Source organism: Microbacterium sp. DWRC1-3, from assembly GCF_049896645.1.
Classification (GTDB): domain Bacteria; phylum Actinomycetota; class Actinomycetes; order Actinomycetales; family Microbacteriaceae; genus Microbacterium; species Microbacterium maritypicum.
Genome location: NZ_JAFCUS010000002.1, coordinates 830720 through 848822, shown reverse-complemented (window position 1 = coordinate 848822; position 18103 = coordinate 830720). Strand labels below are relative to the sequence as shown.

Below are 18103 nucleotides of genomic sequence, written 5' to 3'. Positions count from 1 at the left end.
GTTCCACCACCCGAGGTGATCAGTCATGAACGGTGCACCCGCTGCTCCTGCCGAATCGGTATCGACTCTCGTCGCGCGCAACATCAGTGATTTCCGCGCCGCGGTCTCCGAGTCGTTCGTCCCGCTGCAGGTCTCCACGGCAGGGCCGGACCACTTCCGCGGCGTCATCCGCGGCGCGTCGGTCGATGAGGTCCATGTGACAGAGGTGCGCGCCACCTCGCACGTCGTGGAGCGCACGCCCGAGCTGATCGCCCGCAGCGACCGCTCGTACTTCAAGCTCAGCCTGATGCTCGCCGGCACCGGTCTGCTCATCCAGGACGACCGGGAAGCCGTGCTCCAGGCCGGTGATCTCGCCGTGTACGACACCGATCGTCCCTACTCGCTCGTCTTCGACGAGGGGTTCCGCACGATGGTCGTGATGTTCCCGAAGCACCTCATCAGCCTGCCCCCCGACGTCGTCGGCCAGCTCACCGCCGTGCGCATCTCCGGCCAGGAGGGCCTGGGCGGCATGGTGGTGCCGTACCTGACGCAGCTCGCCGGCAACCTCGACCAACTCGCCGGCACCACGGGAGCCCGCCTCGCCCACAGCGCCCTCGACCTCGTCTCCACGGTCTTCACGCGCGAGCTCGGCCTCGACGGCGTCTCGGCAGACCCGCACCGCGCCCTCGTGCAGCGCATCCGCTCCTACATCGACCGCAATCTGGCGTCGACCGACCTCGGTCCCGCCACGATCGCCTCGGCCCACTTCATCTCCACCCGCCACCTGCACGGACTGTTCCAGGAGCAGGGCGTCACGGTGTCGACGTGGATCCGCACGCGTCGCCTCGAGCAGTGCCGGCGCGACCTGCTCGACCCCATGCTCGCCGACCGGCCCGTCGCCGCGATCGCCGCCCGCTGGGGCTTCGTCGACGCCGCGCACTTCAGCCGCGCATTCAAGTCGGCGTTCGGGATCTCCCCCAGCGAGTACCGCGCGGCGCACTGAGCCGCCGCTCGCCGGGAGCCACCGCTTGCCCGGTACGGCACGCCGGTTGACTCTCGGCGCGGGATGGGTGCCGTGATCTTGAGCGCCGGGCGACGCCGGACGGAGCATGAGGCAAGCGCATCGCGACGACGCGGTGCCCGGGGCGAAGAAGCCCTGCCGCGTGCGACGTCTGGACCCGCATGACCGACATCACGACCGACCCGGCACTCGACGAATGGCGCACCTACGACGAGTTCGCCGCCGGAATCGACACCTTCCGCCTGCCGAGCATTCCGCTGGCCGGAACGTCGCTGACCCTCACGCTCGACGACGGCGGCACCCTCGCGCTCCGCTTCGACGAGGACGCCGTGACGTGGGAGGGCCTGGGCACCTCCGGCCGGGACCCCTACGACGCCGTCCGCGTGCGCGACGACGTGGTGTTCGTCAACATCCCGTTCGAGAGCCGTGAACGCGAGGCGCTCACCCTCGTGATCTCCTCCACCACGAATCGCGCGACCGTCATCCGCTCCCGCATCGCGGCAGAGGCCGTCGAGGGCACACCGCAGGTCGGCCAGGACTTCTGGGCGGCGACGACGGATGCGGGGCCGGTCACCGGCGAGGTCCCCGGTCCCAGCCGCGACCTGATCGGCAAGCGCAACATCTACCGCTACAGCCCGCACCACCTGTACGAGCACGTGTACGTGTCGAGCCAGCGCTACGCGTGGCAGTGCCTGGAGGGCGTGCAGCGCGGTCACGGCGACATGGATCTGTCGACGGTGTGGAAGTTCGCCGACGGGCTGTATCTGTTCTGCTTCCGCGAGTTCCGCATCGCGGTAGCGAGCGTCTGGCTGCACGACCTCGGCTACCAGCTGATGACGACAGGGATCTTCCTCGGACTCAACGGCGACGGCGATTCCGAGCACTCGCGGGCCGGCGGCCACATCTATCCGCTCGGGTCTGTCTCCTACCCCGACGCACAGCCCGTCTGACCGACGACGAGAAGAGGACACACCATGGGCAACGCCGACATCATCCGCGAGCACTACGCGGCGAGCGACCGCGGCGACCTCGACGGGATGCTCGCGCCGTTCGCGCCCGACGTGCGGTGGACCGAGGCCGCGGGCTTCCCCTACGCGGGGACGTACATCGGTCCCGATGCCGTCGCCGCGAACGTCTTCCGACGGATCCAGGAGGACTGGGACGACTACACCGTGGCGATCGACGAGGTCATCGACGCGGGAGACGTGGTCGTGGGAATCGGCACCTACTCCGGCACGTTCCGGCGCACCGGGCGGTTCTTCGCCGCGCGGGTCGCCCATGTCTGGCGCCTGACCGACGGCGAGGTCGTCGCATTCGAGCAGTTCACCGACACCGAGCTCGTGGCTCGCGCCCTGCGCGACTGAGTCCCGCACCTCCAGCAGCACCGCCCGCACCGCATCACCCACACACAGCACCACCCGAACGCACAGCACCACCCGAACACACAGCACCACCCGAACACGAGAGGCAGGAATCACATGAACAAGCGAGCATCCGGCACCGCGGCACTCATCGCCGTGGCAGCCCTCGCCCTCGCCGGCTGCGCCGGTGGAGACGACGGATCCGGCGGAGGCGAAGGCGCCCCGATCGTGGTCGGGTCCATCAACACGATCAGTGGACCGGCGACGTTCCCCGAGGCCTCGCAGGCCGCGGCCGCCGTCTTCGACGCCTTCAACGACGCCGGCGGACTCGACGGGCGCAAGATCGACTACAAGACCCTCGACGACAAGGGTGACCCGGCGACGGCCACGGCGTCGGCCCGGGAGCTGGTGGGCAGCGACGGCGCCGTGGCCCTGGTCGGCTCCGCGAGTCTGATCGAGTGCGAGATCAACGCCAAGTACTACGAGCAGGAGAGCATCCTGTCGATGCCCGGAATCGGCGTGGACACGGGGTGCTTCGACAGCGAGAACATCTCGCCCGCCAATGTCGGCCCCTTCAACGACATGACCCTCACACTGCAGTACGGGTCGGAGGTGCTCGGGCTCGACGACATCTGCATCCTGCTCGAGATCGCCGGCTCCACCCGTCCGACCTACCAGGCCGCGATCGACAAGTGGTCCGAGATCACCGGCAAGGAGCCGAAGTACGTCGACGACACGGTCCCGTACGGTGCATCCGACTACACCCCCTACATCGTCAAGGCGCGCGAGCAGGGCTGCAAGGCCCTCGCGATCAACCCGGTCGAGCCCGACGCGATCGGACAGGTCAAGGCCGCCAACGCACAGGGCTGGGACGACGTGACCTGGCTGTACCTGACGAGCGTCTACAGCGAGAACTTCGCCGAGGCGATCGATGACGCGGGCGCCGGCATCTACGTGCCCGCCGAGTTCTACCCGTTCACCGACGACAGCGAGATCAACGCCGACTGGCGCACGCTGATGGAGGACAACGACATCCCGCTCACCTCGTTCAGCCAGGGCGGCTACCTCGCGGCGACCTACTTCATCGAGGTGCTGAAGGGCATCGACGGCGACATCACCCGCGAGAGCGTGTCGGCGGCGCTGAAGAGCATGGACCCCATCGAGAACCCGATGGTCGGCACCCCCTACGCGTTCGGCACGCAGAACACCGCGGGCTGGCCGATCATCCTCAAGTCCGGCACCCACGCCTGGGAGCAGGTCGCCGACGACTGGCTCCGCATCGGCGAGTAGTAGCCCCACAGACCGCCTGCCGCCGGGCGCATTACCGGCGGCAGGCCCTTCCCCCTCCCCCTCGGAACAGAAAGGACGCCCCATGCTGCAAGGCGCCATCGCCGGACTCGCCGCCGGCGGCCTCTACGCGGTTCTCGGCGTGTGTCTGACGCTCATGTCGCGTCTGGTGCGGGTCGTGAACTTCGCCCAGGCTGCGACCGGCATGTTCGGCGGCTTCACGGCCGTCTGGTTGGTGCGCGAGCTCGGACTGCCCATCTGGGCCGGCTCCGTGCTCGGTGTGCTCGTGGCAGGCCTCCTCGCCGCGGCGATCGGCTTCATCGCGGCGACATGGCTGTCCGAGGCATCGACGACCACCCGCTCGGCGATGACGGTCGGACCGCTCCTGCTACTGATCTCGATGTCGTTCATCCTGTTCGGCAACAAGCCGCAGCCGTTCGCTCCGATCATCGCCGGTCCCGCGTTCTCGATCGGCGGCGTCGTGGTCAGCCAGGTCACCGTCGCGACCGTCGCTATGGCGATCGTGACCGCGGTCGCCGTCCGGATCGTCCTGCGGCGCACCAGGGTGGGAACGCAGCTGCGCGCCCTCTCCGAGCGTCCGACGACGGCGGAACTGCTCGGCATCCGCTCCCGACCGCTCTCGATCGCGGTGTGGTTCGTCACGGGGGTGATCAGCGCGATCGCGATCATCATCGTGGCGCCGTCGCAGTCCAACGACGCCACCAGCCTGTCGATGCTCATCGTTCCCGCCGCGGCAGCCGCGCTGCTCGGCGGCTTCCGCCGTCTCGACCTGGCTGTCGTCGGCGGACTCGTCCTGGGGGTGCTGGGCGGACTCGTCGCCCAGATCGACGAGGTGGCGCTGGTGCGCAACTTCCTCCCGTTCCTGTTCATCGTCGTCCTCCTGTTGTGGACGCAGCGCAAGGAGGTGTGGGATGCCGCTCGCTGACCGCTCGTGGTTCCGCGTCACATGGCCGTTCGCCGTCGCCCTCGCCGGCATCGGGGTCGGCGCGATCCTCAGCTCGGCCCTGCCGGGATACTTCGTCTTCCTCGCGATCAGCGCGGTCACCGCCGCGATCGCGATCCTCGGGCTGGGCATCGTGACCGGCTCAGCGGGAATGATCGCGCTGTGCCAGCTCACCTTCGCCGCCGTCGGCGCGTGGATCGTGTCGCTGCTGAACGTGATGCAGGCGCCCGGCGGGTTCATCCTGTGGCTTGTGCTGGGCGGCATCGCCGCCGGCCTCGTCGGCATCCTCGTCGGACTTCCCGCTCTGCGCCTGCGCGGTGTGAACCTCGCAGTCGTGACCCTCGGATTCGCCGCGGCCGCCGATGTCACCCTGGTGCAGATCCAGTTCCCCGGCTCCTCCGAGGGCACGGCCATCGAGCGGCCAGCGATGTTCTCGAACGACCGGCAGTTCTTCTTCCTCTCCATCGTGGTGCTGGCGGTCTGCGCACTCGGGGTGTTCTTCCTGCAGCGGGGACGCTGGGGTTCGAGCTGGAAGGCCGTCGCGTTCTCCGAGCGCGGAACGGCCGCTGCGGGGCAGAGCGTGCAGACGGCCAAGCTGACCGCCTTCGCGGTGTCGGCGGCCCTCGGCGGCATCTCCGGCGGGCTGCTCGCCGGACAGGTGCAGCTGCCGTTCGCATCGAGCTTCACGCCTCTGCAGTCCCTCGCCCTCTACGTGCTGGCCATCATGTCGGGAGCCCACCTGATCGACATGGCGATCTTCGGCGGTCTGCTGTGGGTGCTGGTGCCCGAACTCCTCAAGCGCTGGGGCATCCCGCAGGACTGGGGCTTCGTCGTCTTCGGAGTGCTCGGCGTGCAGGCTCTCACCAGCGGCACCAACCTGGGTCAGGGCATCCGCAACCTGCTCTACCGCCGTGCGGACCGGCGAACAGCGAACGCGCAGCTCACCGCCCTGCCGCCGGATGCCGGCGCAGACGAGGCCGCCATCACCACGACCACCACGGCGACGGTCGATGAGGCTGCTCTGAGCGGCGCGCCCGTGCTCACCGTGGAAGGGCTCACGGTGCAGTTCGGCGCTCTGAAGGCACTGGACGACGTCTCGTTCCACGTGCCGGCCGCATCGATCATGGGCTTGATCGGACCCAACGGAGCCGGGAAATCGACCTTCGTCGATGCGATCAGCGGGTTCCTGCCCAAGCACGGCGGACGCGTGCTGCTGGGCGACCGCGATCTGGCGGGGCTCTCCCCCACCCGTCGCGCGCGACGGGGTCTGCGGCGCACCTTCCAGCAGGACCGGGTTCCGCCCGCTCTCACGGTCGGCGCCTACGTGCGCTTCGTGGCCCGGCGCCGCCTGGCGACCTCCGACATCGACGAGGTGCTCGCGTTCTTCGGATGCCCGTCCTCGCGCGCGCGCCTCTCCAGCGTCGATGTGGGTACGCGTCGACTGGTGGAGGTCGCCGCGAACGTGGCCGCCCGTCCCCGTCTGCTGATCCTCGACGAGCCGGCCGCCGGCCTCTCGCACGAGGAGCACCTGGCGCTCGCGGCGCGGCTGCGCGACCTGCCGGCACGCTACGGCGTCGCCCTGATCATCATCGAGCACGACCTCGATCTCGTCCGTTCCGTATGCCCCACCCTGACCGTGCTCGACTTCGGTCGGGTGCTGGCGAGCGGACCGCAGGCCGAGGTCCTCGCGAACCCCGACGTCGTGAAGGCGTACATGGGAGAGACGGAGCTTCTGACATGAGCGAACTCGTACTGGACGCCGTGACGGTGAGCCGCGGCGCCGGGCCCGTGATCTCCGACGTCTCGTTGCGGGTCGCCGGCGGAGAGGTGCTGGCGCTGGTCGGTCCCAACGGCGCGGGCAAGACGAGTCTGATCGAGTCGGTGTCGGGGGTGACTCCCCACTCCGCCGGCACGATCGCCCTGGATGGAGAGCCGATCGACAAGCTCTCCCGCGTGGCGCGGGCGCGCCGCGGCATCGTGCACATCGAGCAGGGGCGAGCGGTGTTCCCCTCGCTGACGGTGCGCGAGAACATCTCGCTCACCGCGCGCACCCCGTCGGAGTTCGACGCGGTGCTGGCGCAGTTCCCCGAGCTCGAGAAGCGCATCGACGCGCCCACCGCCCTGCTGTCGGGCGGGGAGCAGCAGATGGTCGTGCTCGCCCGCGCCTTCGCCGCGAAACCCCGCATCCTGCTCATCGACGAGATGTCGCTCGGGCTCGCCCCCGTGGTGTTCCTGCGGCTGATGCCGATCGTGCAGTCGATCGCCGAGTCCGGTGTCGGCGTGCTGCTGGTCGAGCAGTTCACCCAGCTCGCCCTCGGACTGGCCGAGGAGGCGGTGGTCGTCGCCGGAGGGCGCGTCTCCTTCCAGGGGACGGCGAAGGCGCTGCAGGCCGACCCCGAGCTGCTGCACCGCGCCTACCTCGGCGGCTGAGCGCCGCGTCCTCGCGCTGAGCGGTAGTGGGGTTAGCCTGAAGGGGTGACCGAGATCATCCACGCCCGCGCCGCCCTCCTCGACATGGACGGCACCCTCGTCGACTCGACGTCGGTCGTCGAACGGCTCTGGCTGGCGTGGGCGGAGCCGCACGGGATCGCGCCGGAGACGGTGCTGAGCGTGGTGCACGGCCGCCAGGGGCACCAGAGCATGGCGATCATGCTGCCCGAACGCGACCACGCGATCAACCTGCGCGAGAACGACGTCATGCTCGCGAACGAGGCGGAAGACGTGGACGGCGTCATCATGATCCCCGGAGCGGACGCCCTGCTGCACACCCTCGAGCCGTTCCCGCATGCCATCGTCACCTCGGCGAACGTCGCCCTCATGACGGCACGGATGCGCCAGGCCGGACTCACCGTCCCCACCCTCGCGGTCACCGCGGAGAACGTCTCCGCGTCCAAGCCCGACCCGGAAGGCTTCCTCCGGGGCGCCGAGCTGCTGGGAGTCTCCCCCGCCGACTGCGTCGTGTTCGAGGACTCCGGCGCCGGCATCCGCGCGGGGCTCGCGGCCGGGATGCGCGTGATCGGGGTCGGACCGCACGCCGCAGCGTACGAGCCCACCTTCCTCGTCGATGACCTGACGCAGGTGAAGATCGACGCCGAAGGCGACGGCTTCACGCTCACGATCGGCTGAGACCCCCGCGCCGTCAGGGGTGCCGGCGACTACATCCCCGCGTGATCGAACGCGATCGTGGGCACATCGACCACGTGAGAGCCGCCGTCCGCCACGATGACGGCGCCCGTGATGTAGGACGACTCCCCTGAGCCGAGGAAGCGCACCACCGAGGCGATCTCGGACGGGCGGGCCGGGCGCCGCAGCGGCACGTCGGCCGTCACTGCGGCGTACGCCTCCTCGCGCGATCCGAGACCCGCGTGCGAGGCGAACTCGTCCATCTCGTCATCGGCCATGGGTGTCTGCACCCAGCCGGGACAGATCGCATTGACCCGGACGCCGTGCCGACCGTAGTCGCGCGCGAGAGTGCGGGTCAGACCGATCAGGGCGTGCTTGCCCACGGTGTAGCCGGCCACCGAAGGACCGGCGAAGAGCCCGGCGAGCGAGGAGACGATCACGATCTGCCCCTTCGCCTCGATCAGGGCGGGAAGGGCCTCCCTCGCCATCGTGAACGCAGTGGTGAGGTTCGCGCGGATCGCGGCCTCCCAGCTCGCATCGTCGGTGTCGCCGACCGGTGAGAATCCGTGGCCCCCGGCGTTCGCGACCAGCACGTCGATGCGCCCGAAGCGGGCCAGCACCTCGGCGACCGCCGCCTTCGCCGAGGCGGTGTCCGCCGCATCCGCGATGACGGGCACTGCACCGACCGCCCGCTCCACCTCCTGCAGGGGCGCCGCCCTCCTGCCGACGACCACGACGTGCGCTCCCTCCGCCGCGTAGCGCTCGGCGATCGCGGCGCCGATGCCGGTGCCCCCTCCGGTGATGACGACGACGCGCCCCGAGACGCTCGATCCGACCACGAGTCCCATGTCTTCTCCTGTGTTCTCTCCGACGCGCGTGCGCGCGATGGTCTTCGCTGACGCGGTCGCGTCAGGCGGGGAATCCCGACCGGGCCGTGTACCCGAAGTCGCTGATCAGGGTCGTGCCGTTCACGGCTCTGGAATGCGGCGACAGCAGGTAGGCCACGTGCGCGGCCACCTCATCCGCCGTCTGGACGGGGAACGCCGGATCGTCGAGGGCGGCCTCGCCCAGATCGCCGCGGCTCATCGGCGTGTCGACGATCGACGGAGCGACCGAGTTCACACGGATCCCGGCGCCTGCGATATCGACCGACAGCGCGCGTCCGAACTGCACCAGCGCCGCCTTGGACGCGCAGTACGGCGCCATCCCGGGAGAGGCGACGGAGGCCGAATCGCTGGCGAGCAGGACGACGGATGCGTCGACCGCGAGGCGCAGAGCGGGGAGCGCGTGCTTGAGCACCAGGAACGGCCCCGTCACGTTGACCGCGAGCACGGCGTTCCAGGCGGCGAGGTCGGTGTCCTCGATCAGTGAACCGACCGGACCGGACACCCCCGCGCAGCACACGACGTGATCCAGCCCGCCGAGGGCCGCGACCGCGGCGGACACGGCTGCGCGCACCTGCGCCTCGTCGGTGACGTCGGCGACGACGCGAACCGTCTCCTGCGCCGGCCCGGTCGATGCCCGCACCACGTCGGCGGTGGCGTCCAGGGCGGCACTGTCCCGGTCGAGCAGCGCCACGCGGGCGCCCTCCTGCGCCAGGAGGCGGGCCGTGGCGCGGCCGATGCCGCTCCCGGCTCCCGTGATCAGGACCGTCCTGGCGTGCAGCTGCAGATCCATCTCGTCCTTCGCAGGCCGTCGCTGCACCGGCGGTGCGGCAGGAGGACGGCGGTGTCATCACGGCCATCCTGCTCCCCCGCCGGTGCGGTGTCGAAAGCACGGGAGCGGGCTGTGCACGCTGACACCATCGTCTTTCCCTCAGGGTCAAGCGCACCGCCGACAGCACGAGCAGACTCGCTCTATCGACGATTCCCCTCGTCGTCGATGCCGTGTCCGCACGGCCGTCACCGAGCAAAGGAGCCGACGTGGCAGACCCGACATCCGCGTCCACGACGCACACGCACACCTCTCTCCGGCCCGGCGCCCTCGGCGTCGCCGGGATCGTCTTCCTCGTCCTCGCCGCTGTCGCCCCGCTGACCGGCATCGTGGTCGTGGCCTCGCTCGCGATCGCGCTGGGCAACGGCGGCGGCACGCCCATGTCGTTCTTCCTGGTGGCGGCGATCCTGCTGCTGTTCGCGATCGGGTACGCCCAGATGTCGAAGCAGCTCGTTAACGCGGGAGGCTTCTACGCCTTCGTCGTGAAGGGCCTCGGCCGCACCGGCGGACTGATCGCCGGTCTGATCGCGACGCTCGGCTACAACTTCTTCGTCGTCGGCACGATCGGGACCAGCGGGTTCTTCATGCAGACGATCATCCGCGACCTCACCGGCCTCGACGTGCACTGGCTCGTGTGGGGTCTGCTCTCCATCGTCGTGTGCTTCGTGCTGGCGAGAGTCGGCGTCGACTTCAGCTCGAAGATCCTGGGGGTCTGCCTCGTGCTCGAGGTGCTGATGCTCGTGGTGTTCGACATCTCGGTCCTCGTGCAGACCGGCTACGACGTCTCGGCGTTCAGCCCCGAGGCCGTGTTCTCCGGCTCGCTGCCGATCGGCTTGCTGCTGGCGGCGACCGGATTCCTCGGCTTCGAGGCGACGGCGCTGTTCAGCGAGGAGGCCAAGCAGCCACTGCGCACGATCCCCCGGGCGACCTACACCTCGATCATCGCGATCGGCGTCATCCTGGGTGTCACCACGTGGGCGGTGGTGAGCGCGACGGGTGTGGCGCAGGCCCAGGCCACCGCACTGGAGCACCTGCCCACCGGCGACCTGATCTTCTCCATCTCGCAGCAGTACCTGGGCGGCCCGCTCACGACCGTGATGATGATCCTGCTGCTGGTGAGCCTGTTCGCCGCCATGCTCGCGTTCCACAACTCGGCGACCCGGTACCTGTACTCGCTGGGACGGGCGAAGATCCTCCCGCAGGCTCTGGCGCGCACCCGCCCGAACGGCGCCCCGCAACTTGCGGGGATCGTGCAGGCCGGGTTCGCCGCCGTCGTGGCGATCATCTTCGCTCTCGCCGGCGCGGACCCGATCCTCACGCTCGTCCCCGCCATGCTCGGTTTCGGCACCCTGAGCGTGCTCATCCTGCAGGGCCTGGCCGCGATCTCGATCGTGGTGTACTTCCGTCGGCGCCAGGATCCGCGGTGGTGGAGCACGTTCATCGCCCCCGGCATCGGCTTCCTCGGCATCGCAGCGATCTCGGTCCTCGCGGTGGTGAACTTCAACATCGTCGCCGGATCGGAGGAGCTCGCCATCCGTCTGATGCCCCTGCTCCTCATCGTCGCCCTGATCGGCGGCATCGGGTACGGCGCCTACCTGAAGCGCACCAAGCCGGCCGTCTACGAGGGCCTCGCCACCGACCTGGAGAAGTTCAGCGACCGCTGAACCGGCTCCCCCACCGAAGGAGAACCCATGACCACGCTGAACCCCGCCGACACCTCGACCTGGTTGCCGCTGGAGGGGCTCGCTCCCGGCTTCGACGCCAACAAGGCCCCCCACTCCACCGCGCTGAGCGGCACCGAGGTCACGGTCGTCGACGGGCGTGGCACCCGCATCGTGCACCGATTCGCCGAGTCCACCGTCACCTGGGACTACCACCCGGGAGCGGAGGACGACACCGAAGCCGCGTCCGACACCGACGACTACGAGGCGTTCGAGGTCGACGAGCAGCTCTACTTCGTGCAGTTTCACCACCGCTATCTGCCGAACGAGGCCGTCTCGCTCGTGCTCGACCTGCGTCAGGGACGCGCTCTGGCCGTCCTCTCCGAGATCCTGCCGGCGCCGGAGCAGGGCCGCACCCGGGTGCAGCACCACTTCGCCCCCGGCGTGATCGAGGGCATCGAAGCGCGCGGGGCCGAGGCCGCTCCCACGACCACGCTCATCGGTCGCCGCGTCGAGTGGGTCTACAGCGAGGAGCACGCCTACGAGCACGTCTACCTGTCGTCGCGGTGGTACTCGTGGCAGTGCCTCGCCGGCCCCGAGCGCGGACTCGCCGACACCGATGAGAACAGCGTGTGGCAGATCCGCCCCGGCATCTACGTGTTCGCCTGGCGCGAGAAGGTCATCCCCTGCGCATCGGTGACCATCGCCGACCACCGCGACGTGAACGCCATCCGCTCGCACGGGGTGCTGTTCGGCCTCGACGAGAGCGGAGAGGTGCCGACGCACTTCACGTTCGGCGCCCACGGACGTCTGCTCTCCACGACGCTGCATGCGCCGGAGCTGGAGCCTGCGACCTTCGGAGGCGTGTGAGATGACCGACGTCGCCGACCTCATCGTCACCGGTTCCGTGATCCGCACGGCCGACCGTGCGAACCCCGTGGTCGAGGCCTTCGCCGTGCGCGACGGCCGCATCCTCGCCGTCGGGGCGCGCTCCGACATGGAGGGGCTCCGCGGGCGCAGGACCCGACTGCTCGAGGTCGGCGACGCGGCCGTGTATCCCGGCTTCGTCGACGTGCACAACCACCACGCCCTCGCCGGGCGCACGGACCTGTTCGAGCTGTCGCTCGCTCCGTCGCTGACGCTCGACCAGGTGCTCGACCGGGTGCGGGAGAAGGCCGCCGATCTGCCGGAGGACGCCTGGATCGTCGGCGGCGCTGTCGCGACGACGTTGCTGCCGGCCCTCGCGAACACGGCCAGTCGCCGTCGTCTGGACGAGGCGAGCGGAGGGCGCCCGGTGATGCTGATGGAGGACTCGCGTCACAACCGCTGGGCGAACAGTCGCGCGCTCGAGCTCGCAGGGATCACGGTGCAGAGCATTCCCGACGCGGGTGTGACGCTGCTCGACCCCGACGACGGCACGCCCTCCGGCGTGCTGCTGGAGGCCGCGGGGATCCCTGTGCAGGAGGCGTACGACCGCACGGGTGGCCTCACGCCGCAACAGCACGCGGCGGCCTCCCGGCGCGGCGTCGAGATCCTCAACTCCTACGGCGTCACGACGTTCCAGGATGCGGGTGTCTCGGTGGACATCCTCCGCGCGCTCGCCGATCTCGACGGCGCCGACGAGCTGCATGCCTGGGTCGTGTCGTCCCTGCTGATCAACGACGAGATCTTCGGCTTCGATCCGATCGGCGCTGCTCTCCTCGACCGCGGAGAGGAGTTCCGCTCCCGGCATCATCGTCCCGACTTCGTGAAGATCTTCCTCGACGGCGTTCCGCCGGCGCACACGGCCGCATTCCTCGACCCCTATCCGGCCGACGCAGCCCACGGTGCGCACTTCCACGGCGAGACGACCATGAGCCTGGACGAGCTCACCGGGTGGCTGCGCGCCGTCGCCGAGCGGGGACTCGGTGCCAAGGTGCACTGCACAGGAGACGGCTCGGCCCGCCTGGTCCTCGATGCCGCGCAGCGGCTGCGCTCGGAGGGCTTCACCACGCCCGTGCAGATCGCGCACGGCCAGTTCCTCGCCGACTCCGACATCCCTCGTCTGGCGGCGCTGAACGTCTCCGCCGACATCTCCCCGTTCATCTGGTACCCGGGAGTGATCCCGCAGGCCCTCGCCGACGTGCTCGGCGATCGGGCCGAGCACTCTCAGCCCAACCGCGCGCTGCTCGACGCCGGAGCGCTGGTCGCCGGAGGCAGCGACTGGCCCGTGAGCGAGTCCCCGAACACCCTGGAGGGACTGCAGGGCCTGGTGACCAGGGCCGATCCTCTCGGCCGCGCTCCGGGAACGCTCTGGCCGGAACAGGCCATCACGGCCGAGGAGGCGCTGGAGGTCTTCACGATCAACGCGGCGACCGCGATGGGCCTCGGCGCCGAGACCGGCTCTCTCACCCCCGGGAAGTCCGCCGACTTCGTCGTGCTCGCGCGTGATGCGATCGCGGGACCCGCCGACGAGATCGTGCGCACCCCGGTCGTGTCGACGTGGTTCGCCGGCCGCCGCGTGCACGGAGACTGATCGGGGAAGCGGCGCGCCGATACGATGAGGCGATGCGACGCTTCCCCTCCTCCGTGTACTCCGTCGGAGAAGAGCCGGATCCGCGATTCTCGCTCGCCAACGAGCGGACGTTCCTGGCCTGGACCCGAACCGCGCTCGCACTGATCGCCGGCGGCGTGGCTCTCGAGGTGCTGGGTCTGGATCTGCATCCGGGCTTCCGCCTTGCGGCGTCGCTGCTGCTGATGGTCACCGGGACCGTTGTCGCACCCCTCGCCTGGTGGGAGTGGATGCGCGCGGAACGGGCGCTGCGGCAGTCGCGACCGCTGCCCGGAGCCCTGTCCGCGATCCTCCTCGCCGTCGTGGTCGTGACGGTCGGACTGCTGGTCCTGGCCGGCGTCCTGTGGCGCTGAGCGCGTCGGGATCATGATGCGCCGCACCGCGTCACCGCCCCGGTTGTACGATCCCGGCCTGCAGCCGGAGCGGACCGAGCTGGCGTGGCGGCGCACCGCGCTCGCGATCGCGATCGGTTCGCTGCTCTCGCTGCGGGTCTTCCCCCTCGTGATGCCTCCCGCCTTCGCCGCCTGGGGCTTCGCTCCCGGAGTCGTCGGCGTCGGCACCGCCTGTGTGCTCTGGGTCGCGGCACGAAGACGACAGCGCCGCGCGACCGCGGTGCTCACCGGAAGCGCCGCGGGCGCGCTTCCCGGCGGTGCCCTCCTGCTCCTGCTCACCGTGTTCGCGACGGGTTTCGGGGCGATCGCGGTGATCTTCGTCGCCGTCGCGCTGCCGCTGATGTGAACGAACGCGGCACGGTCGGCTCGGCAGACCGACCGGGAAGAGGTCGATCGGCGCAGACGGCAGCTCTCGGCGTGGGGGCGCAGCCGGAACAGCGGGCCCTCGTCGTCGAGCGGGGGCACCGCGTTCCGCCATGCCTCGGCGTGCCGGCGTTCTGCCGGACCTTCAGTCCTCGAGCAGGAATCGGGCGCCGCGCTCGCCGATCATCGCAGCCGGTGCGTTCGTGTTGCCGGTGGGCACGGTCGGGATGACCGAGGCGTCCATGACGTGCAGACCCTCCACCCCCTGCACGCGCAGACGGGCATCGACCACGGCTTCGGGGTCGGACCCCATCCGACAGGTACCGACCTGGTGGTGGTAGGTGATGGCCGTGCGACGCACCCAGTCCTCGACCTGATCGTCGGCGATCTCGGGACCGGGGTACGCCTCGATCGCCCCCCACTCCTCGCCCAGCGCAGGACGCGCACCGATGCGACGGCACTGACGCACGGATGCGGCCAGCGCGGCCACGTCGCGATCGTCCTGGAGCGCGGCGAGGTCGATCAGGGGCGGGTCGGCCAGACCAAGGCCGGACAGCGTCAGACGCCCCCGGCTGTGCGGCGTCACCAGGCCCGCCATCAGCGTGAACCCGTCGTCACCACGAGGGTCGAGATCGCCCCACATGGGCACGGAGAAGTGGATCGGCTGCGTGTCGGGCTCTGCCAGATCGTCGCGGCTTCGCCAGAAGAGATGCGTCTGGGTGACGGACACCCCCGGCTGCGGGGGCCCGACGGGACGACGGGTGGTGAAGATCACGGGTGAGAGGAGGTGGTCGTGGAGGTTGGCGCCGACACCGGGCGCATCGTGCACGACCGGGATCCCGAGCGCGGCGAGATCCGCCGCGGGGCCGATCCCCGAGCGCAGCAGGATCACGGGGGAACCGATCGCCCCGGCGGAGAGGATCACGTCGTCGGCGAACACCTCCTCCGCACCCTCGCCCTCCCCCAGGCGCACGCCGACCGCTCGGCCGTCGCGCACGATCACCGAGTGCACCTCGACGCCGGTGCGGATCGTCATGCGCTCGGCCACCGGCTGCGCGTAGGCGGTCCAGGTGTTGACACGTCGCCCGTCCCGCATCGTGACCTGCTCCTGCGAGACGCCGTCGAGCACTCCCCCGTTGTAGTCGGGGTTGTGCGGCAGGCCCTCCTGCACCGTGGCGTCGATGATCGACGCCTGGATCGGCGAGAGGGGGTAGTCGTCGGTCACGGGCAGCAGATCGTTCTCGATCGCCTGATACACCGGCTCCACCTCGGACCAGCCCCACCCCGTGGCCCCTGCGCGTTCCCACGCGTCGTAGTCGGAGGCGGCGCCGCGCACCCAGATCATGGCGTTGAGGGCATGCGATCCGCCCGTCACCTTCCCTCGCGGGAGGTGCAGGCGGCGCCCGCCCGCGTGCTCCTGCGGAACGGTGAAGAAGTCCCAGTCCTCGACGGAGTGCCACAGCTCCCCCGCACGGGACGGATCGTGGATGGCGGGGTTCGTGTCGTAGCCGCCGGCCTCGATGAGGGTGACATCGACCCCCGCGTCGCTCAGGCGTCGTGCGATGATCGCGCCCGAGGTCCCTGCGCCGACGACGATGACGGAGCGCATCGGTCAGGCCTTCCGGGCGGGGCCGGAGACGACCTGGGTGACGGCGACGGACTTGAGGCCCTCGACGCCGAACTCCAGGCCGTAGCCCGAGCTCTTGACACCGCCGAACGGCACCATCGGGTGCAGTCCTCCGTGGGAGTTGATCCACACCGTTCCGGACTGCATCCGCGACGCCGCATCGCGCGCCGCCTCAGGATCGCTCGCCCACACGGAGGCTCCGAGGCCCACATCGACCGCGTTCGCCCAGGCGAACGCCTCGTCCACGTCGGTGTAGCGGATCACGGGAAGCGCGGGGCCGAACTGCTCCTCCTGCACCAGCGCCGCATCGTTGTCGATGTCGGCGACGATGGTGGGCCGGTAGAAGAGCTCGCCGAGCTCGGGCGCCGCCTCTCCACCGGTGACGATGCGCGCGCCGCGGCTCTTCGCATCCTCGACCAGGCGGCTGACGATGTCGAACTGCGGACGGTTCTGCAGCGGCCCGAGCACATTGCCCTCATCGAGGCCGTTGCCCATCGGCACGGAACCGGCGATCGCCGCCAGCGCATCGACGACGTCGTCGTAGACGGAGTCGTGCACGTACAGACGCTTCATCGCCGCGCAGGTCTGACCTGTGTTGATGAACGCCCCCCAGAACAGATCCTCCGCGATGGCGGCGACGTCCGTGCCCGGCAGCACGATCCCCGCATCGTTGCCGCCGAGCTCGAGGGTGAGACGGGCCAGGTTGCCGGCGGAGCTCTCGATGATGCGGCGGCCGGTGGCGGTCGAGCCGGTGAACATGATCTTGTCGATGTCGGGGTGCGACGACAGTCGAGCACCCACCTCACGATCGCCGGAGACGCCGATCAGCACGTCGTCCGGCAGCACCTCGTTCATCACCGCGATCATCGCGAGCACGCTCAACGGCGTGTACTCGCTCGGCTTGGCCACGACCGTGTTGCCCATGCGCAGCGACGGACCGATCTGCCAGATCGTGATCATCAGCGGCCAGTTCCAGGGACCGATCGCGCCGACGACGCCTGCGGCCTTGTAGACGAGCTCGGCGTGCATGGTGTCGTCGTCGACGAGCACCTGCGACTCGAGCACCGTGGTGGCGTTGGTGCGCAGCCACGCCGAGCAGGCACCCAGCTCGAAGCGGGCGTTCGGGCCGTTGAGCGGCTTGCCCTGCTCGCGGGAGAGCAGATGGGCGAGGCCTTCGGCGTTGGCGTCGATCGCGTCGGCCGCGGCGAGGAGCAGCGCGCTGCGTTTCTCGTGCCCGAGCGCCTCCCAGCCCGGCTGCGCGGCCTTCGCCCTCGCGATCGCGTCGTCGAGGTCGTCGACCGTGGCGACGGGTGCTCTGCCGATGACCTCGCGGGTCGCGGCATCCGGGATCTCGCGGCCGGCACCCTCGGGCGCCTGGATGCGGTCGAGCAGCGCTGCGGCTGCGGAAGCTGCGGAATCGGACATCGGTGTCTCTCCTTCGAGCGTGGCGCTGGCCGGCGGCGGGGTGGACGCCGGTCGTCCTCTCATTCTCGGACGAGCACCGTCACCGCACTTGTCGCGGAGCGCGCCGCAGATGTCCGAGTGCGAAGGATGATCCGGTCGGGGCTCAGTTGCGGGGGTAGTCCTCGAAGATGAGCGTGGTCCTCGTCGAGCGGATCGACGGGATCGCCTGGATGTCCTCCAACACGATGCGACGCAGATCGCGAGCGTCATTCGCCCGCACCAGCAGGATCACGTCGAAGTCGCCCCCGACCAGCGCCATGTGCTCGATCTCGGGTATCGAGCGCAGCCGTTCGCTCACGGCCTGCCACGTCGCCTGCTCGATCGCGAGGGTCACATACGCGCTGGCGTGGTGCCCGAGGAGCACGGGATCGGTGCGCACGGAGTACCCCATGATGACGCCGGCATCGGTCAGGCGCTTGATCCGCGCATGGGCGCCGGCGCGGGAGATGTGCACCGCGTCCGCGATCGCCGTCATCGATGCCCGCGCGTCACGGCGCAGCTCCTCGAGGATCGCGCGATCCGTCTCGTCCAGAGCGACCATGCGACCCCTTTCCTCAGCGCAGTATTTCTGACACTTCGATCAAGAATGCCTCACTC

The 18103-nt window shown here is 69.9% G+C and carries 18 protein-coding genes; 13 read left to right on the top strand and 5 right to left on the bottom strand.

Features of this window, described 5'->3' with window-relative positions; translation table 11 throughout:
• The first annotated feature begins 25 nt into the window (after positions 1 to 25).
• From ACP699_RS16745 to ACP699_RS16710, 8 genes are all read left to right on the top strand, one after another.
• Entirely contained in the window at positions 26 to 982 is a 957-nt protein-coding gene (locus tag ACP699_RS16745; RefSeq protein WP_017828411.1) for a helix-turn-helix domain-containing protein, read from the top strand.
• A 179-nt stretch (positions 983 to 1161) separates the two neighbouring features.
• Entirely contained in the window at positions 1162 to 1950 is a 789-nt protein-coding gene (locus tag ACP699_RS16740) for a MoaF C-terminal domain-containing protein (RefSeq protein WP_426172386.1), read from the top strand.
• A gap of 24 nt (positions 1951 to 1974) precedes the next feature.
• On the top strand, positions 1975 to 2364 hold the full coding sequence (locus ACP699_RS16735) for a nuclear transport factor 2 family protein (protein WP_055870712.1): 390 nt from the start codon (positions 1975 to 1977) through the stop codon (positions 2362 to 2364).
• 114 nt (positions 2365 to 2478) lie between these two features.
• Positions 2479 to 3651, top strand: coding sequence for an ABC transporter substrate-binding protein (locus ACP699_RS16730; RefSeq protein ID WP_426172384.1), 1173 nt, complete (start codon positions 2479 to 2481; stop codon positions 3649 to 3651).
• An 82-nt stretch (positions 3652 to 3733) separates the two neighbouring features.
• Entirely contained in the window at positions 3734 to 4594 is an 861-nt protein-coding gene (locus tag ACP699_RS16725; protein ID WP_017828407.1) for a branched-chain amino acid ABC transporter permease, read from the top strand.
• Positions 4581 to 6353: an ABC transporter permease subunit gene (locus ACP699_RS16720; protein ID WP_426172381.1), complete on the top strand. Its 1773-nt coding sequence runs from the start codon at positions 4581 to 4583 to the stop codon at positions 6351 to 6353. The genes ACP699_RS16725 and ACP699_RS16720 overlap by 14 nt, the downstream gene beginning before the upstream one ends.
• Positions 6350 to 7042 carry an ABC transporter ATP-binding protein gene (locus ACP699_RS16715; protein WP_426172378.1) on the top strand — a complete coding sequence of 231 codons (693 nt, stop codon included), beginning with the start codon at positions 6350 to 6352 and terminating at the stop codon, positions 7040 to 7042. The genes ACP699_RS16720 and ACP699_RS16715 overlap by 4 nt, the downstream gene beginning before the upstream one ends.
• A gap of 45 nt (positions 7043 to 7087) precedes the next feature.
• A complete protein-coding gene (locus ACP699_RS16710; RefSeq protein ID WP_426172376.1) occupies positions 7088 to 7738 on the top strand; it encodes an HAD-IA family hydrolase in 651 nt (216 codons plus the stop codon).
• Positions 7739 to 7767: 29 nt separating this feature from the next.
• Here the strand turns inward: ACP699_RS16710 and ACP699_RS16705 are convergent, their stop codons facing one another.
• A complete protein-coding gene (locus ACP699_RS16705; protein ID WP_055870699.1) occupies positions 7768 to 8583 on the bottom strand; it encodes an SDR family NAD(P)-dependent oxidoreductase in 816 nt (271 codons plus the stop codon).
• Between the two features lie 61 nt (positions 8584 to 8644).
• Complete coding sequence (locus ACP699_RS16700) at positions 8645 to 9412, bottom strand: SDR family NAD(P)-dependent oxidoreductase (RefSeq protein WP_426172374.1); 768 nt, start codon at positions 9410 to 9412, stop codon at positions 8645 to 8647.
• Positions 9413 to 9657: 245 nt separating this feature from the next.
• Here ACP699_RS16700 and ACP699_RS16695 point away from each other — a divergent pair, with 245 nt between their 5' ends.
• The 5 genes from ACP699_RS16695 to ACP699_RS16675 are packed head-to-tail and all read left to right on the top strand — an operon-like array spanning position 9658 to position 14398.
• Entirely contained in the window at positions 9658 to 11112 is a 1455-nt protein-coding gene (locus ACP699_RS16695) for an APC family permease (RefSeq protein ID WP_055870686.1), read from the top strand.
• Positions 11113 to 11139: 27 nt separating this feature from the next.
• On the top strand, positions 11140 to 11979 hold the full coding sequence (locus tag ACP699_RS16690) for a molybdenum cofactor biosynthesis F family protein (RefSeq protein WP_127482029.1): 840 nt from the start codon (positions 11140 to 11142) through the stop codon (positions 11977 to 11979).
• Between the two features lies 1 nt (position 11980).
• Entirely contained in the window at positions 11981 to 13624 is a 1644-nt protein-coding gene (locus tag ACP699_RS16685) for an amidohydrolase (RefSeq protein WP_426172372.1), read from the top strand.
• A gap of 32 nt (positions 13625 to 13656) precedes the next feature.
• On the top strand, positions 13657 to 14013 hold the full coding sequence (locus ACP699_RS16680) for a YidH family protein (protein WP_017828398.1): 357 nt from the start codon (positions 13657 to 13659) through the stop codon (positions 14011 to 14013).
• A 13-nt stretch (positions 14014 to 14026) separates the two neighbouring features.
• Positions 14027 to 14398 (top strand): DUF202 domain-containing protein, encoded by a 372-nt coding sequence (locus ACP699_RS16675; RefSeq protein ID WP_235562608.1) that lies wholly within the window; start codon positions 14027 to 14029, stop codon positions 14396 to 14398.
• Positions 14399 to 14560: 162 nt separating this feature from the next.
• Here ACP699_RS16675 and ACP699_RS16670 read toward each other — a convergent pair whose 3' ends face one another.
• From ACP699_RS16670 to ACP699_RS16660, 3 genes are all read right to left on the bottom strand, one after another.
• The gene (locus ACP699_RS16670; RefSeq protein WP_426172371.1) at positions 14561 to 16024 is read right to left on the bottom strand and encodes a GMC family oxidoreductase; all 1464 of its coding nucleotides are present in this window, start codon (positions 16022 to 16024) and stop codon (positions 14561 to 14563) included.
• 3 nt (positions 16025 to 16027) lie between these two features.
• The gene (locus ACP699_RS16665; protein WP_426172370.1) at positions 16028 to 17467 is read right to left on the bottom strand and encodes an aldehyde dehydrogenase family protein; all 1440 of its coding nucleotides are present in this window, start codon (positions 17465 to 17467) and stop codon (positions 16028 to 16030) included.
• A 142-nt stretch (positions 17468 to 17609) separates the two neighbouring features.
• Positions 17610 to 18047: an Lrp/AsnC family transcriptional regulator gene (locus tag ACP699_RS16660; protein WP_318278909.1), complete on the bottom strand. Its 438-nt coding sequence runs from the start codon at positions 18045 to 18047 to the stop codon at positions 17610 to 17612.
• Positions 18048 to 18103: the final 56 nt, after the last annotated feature.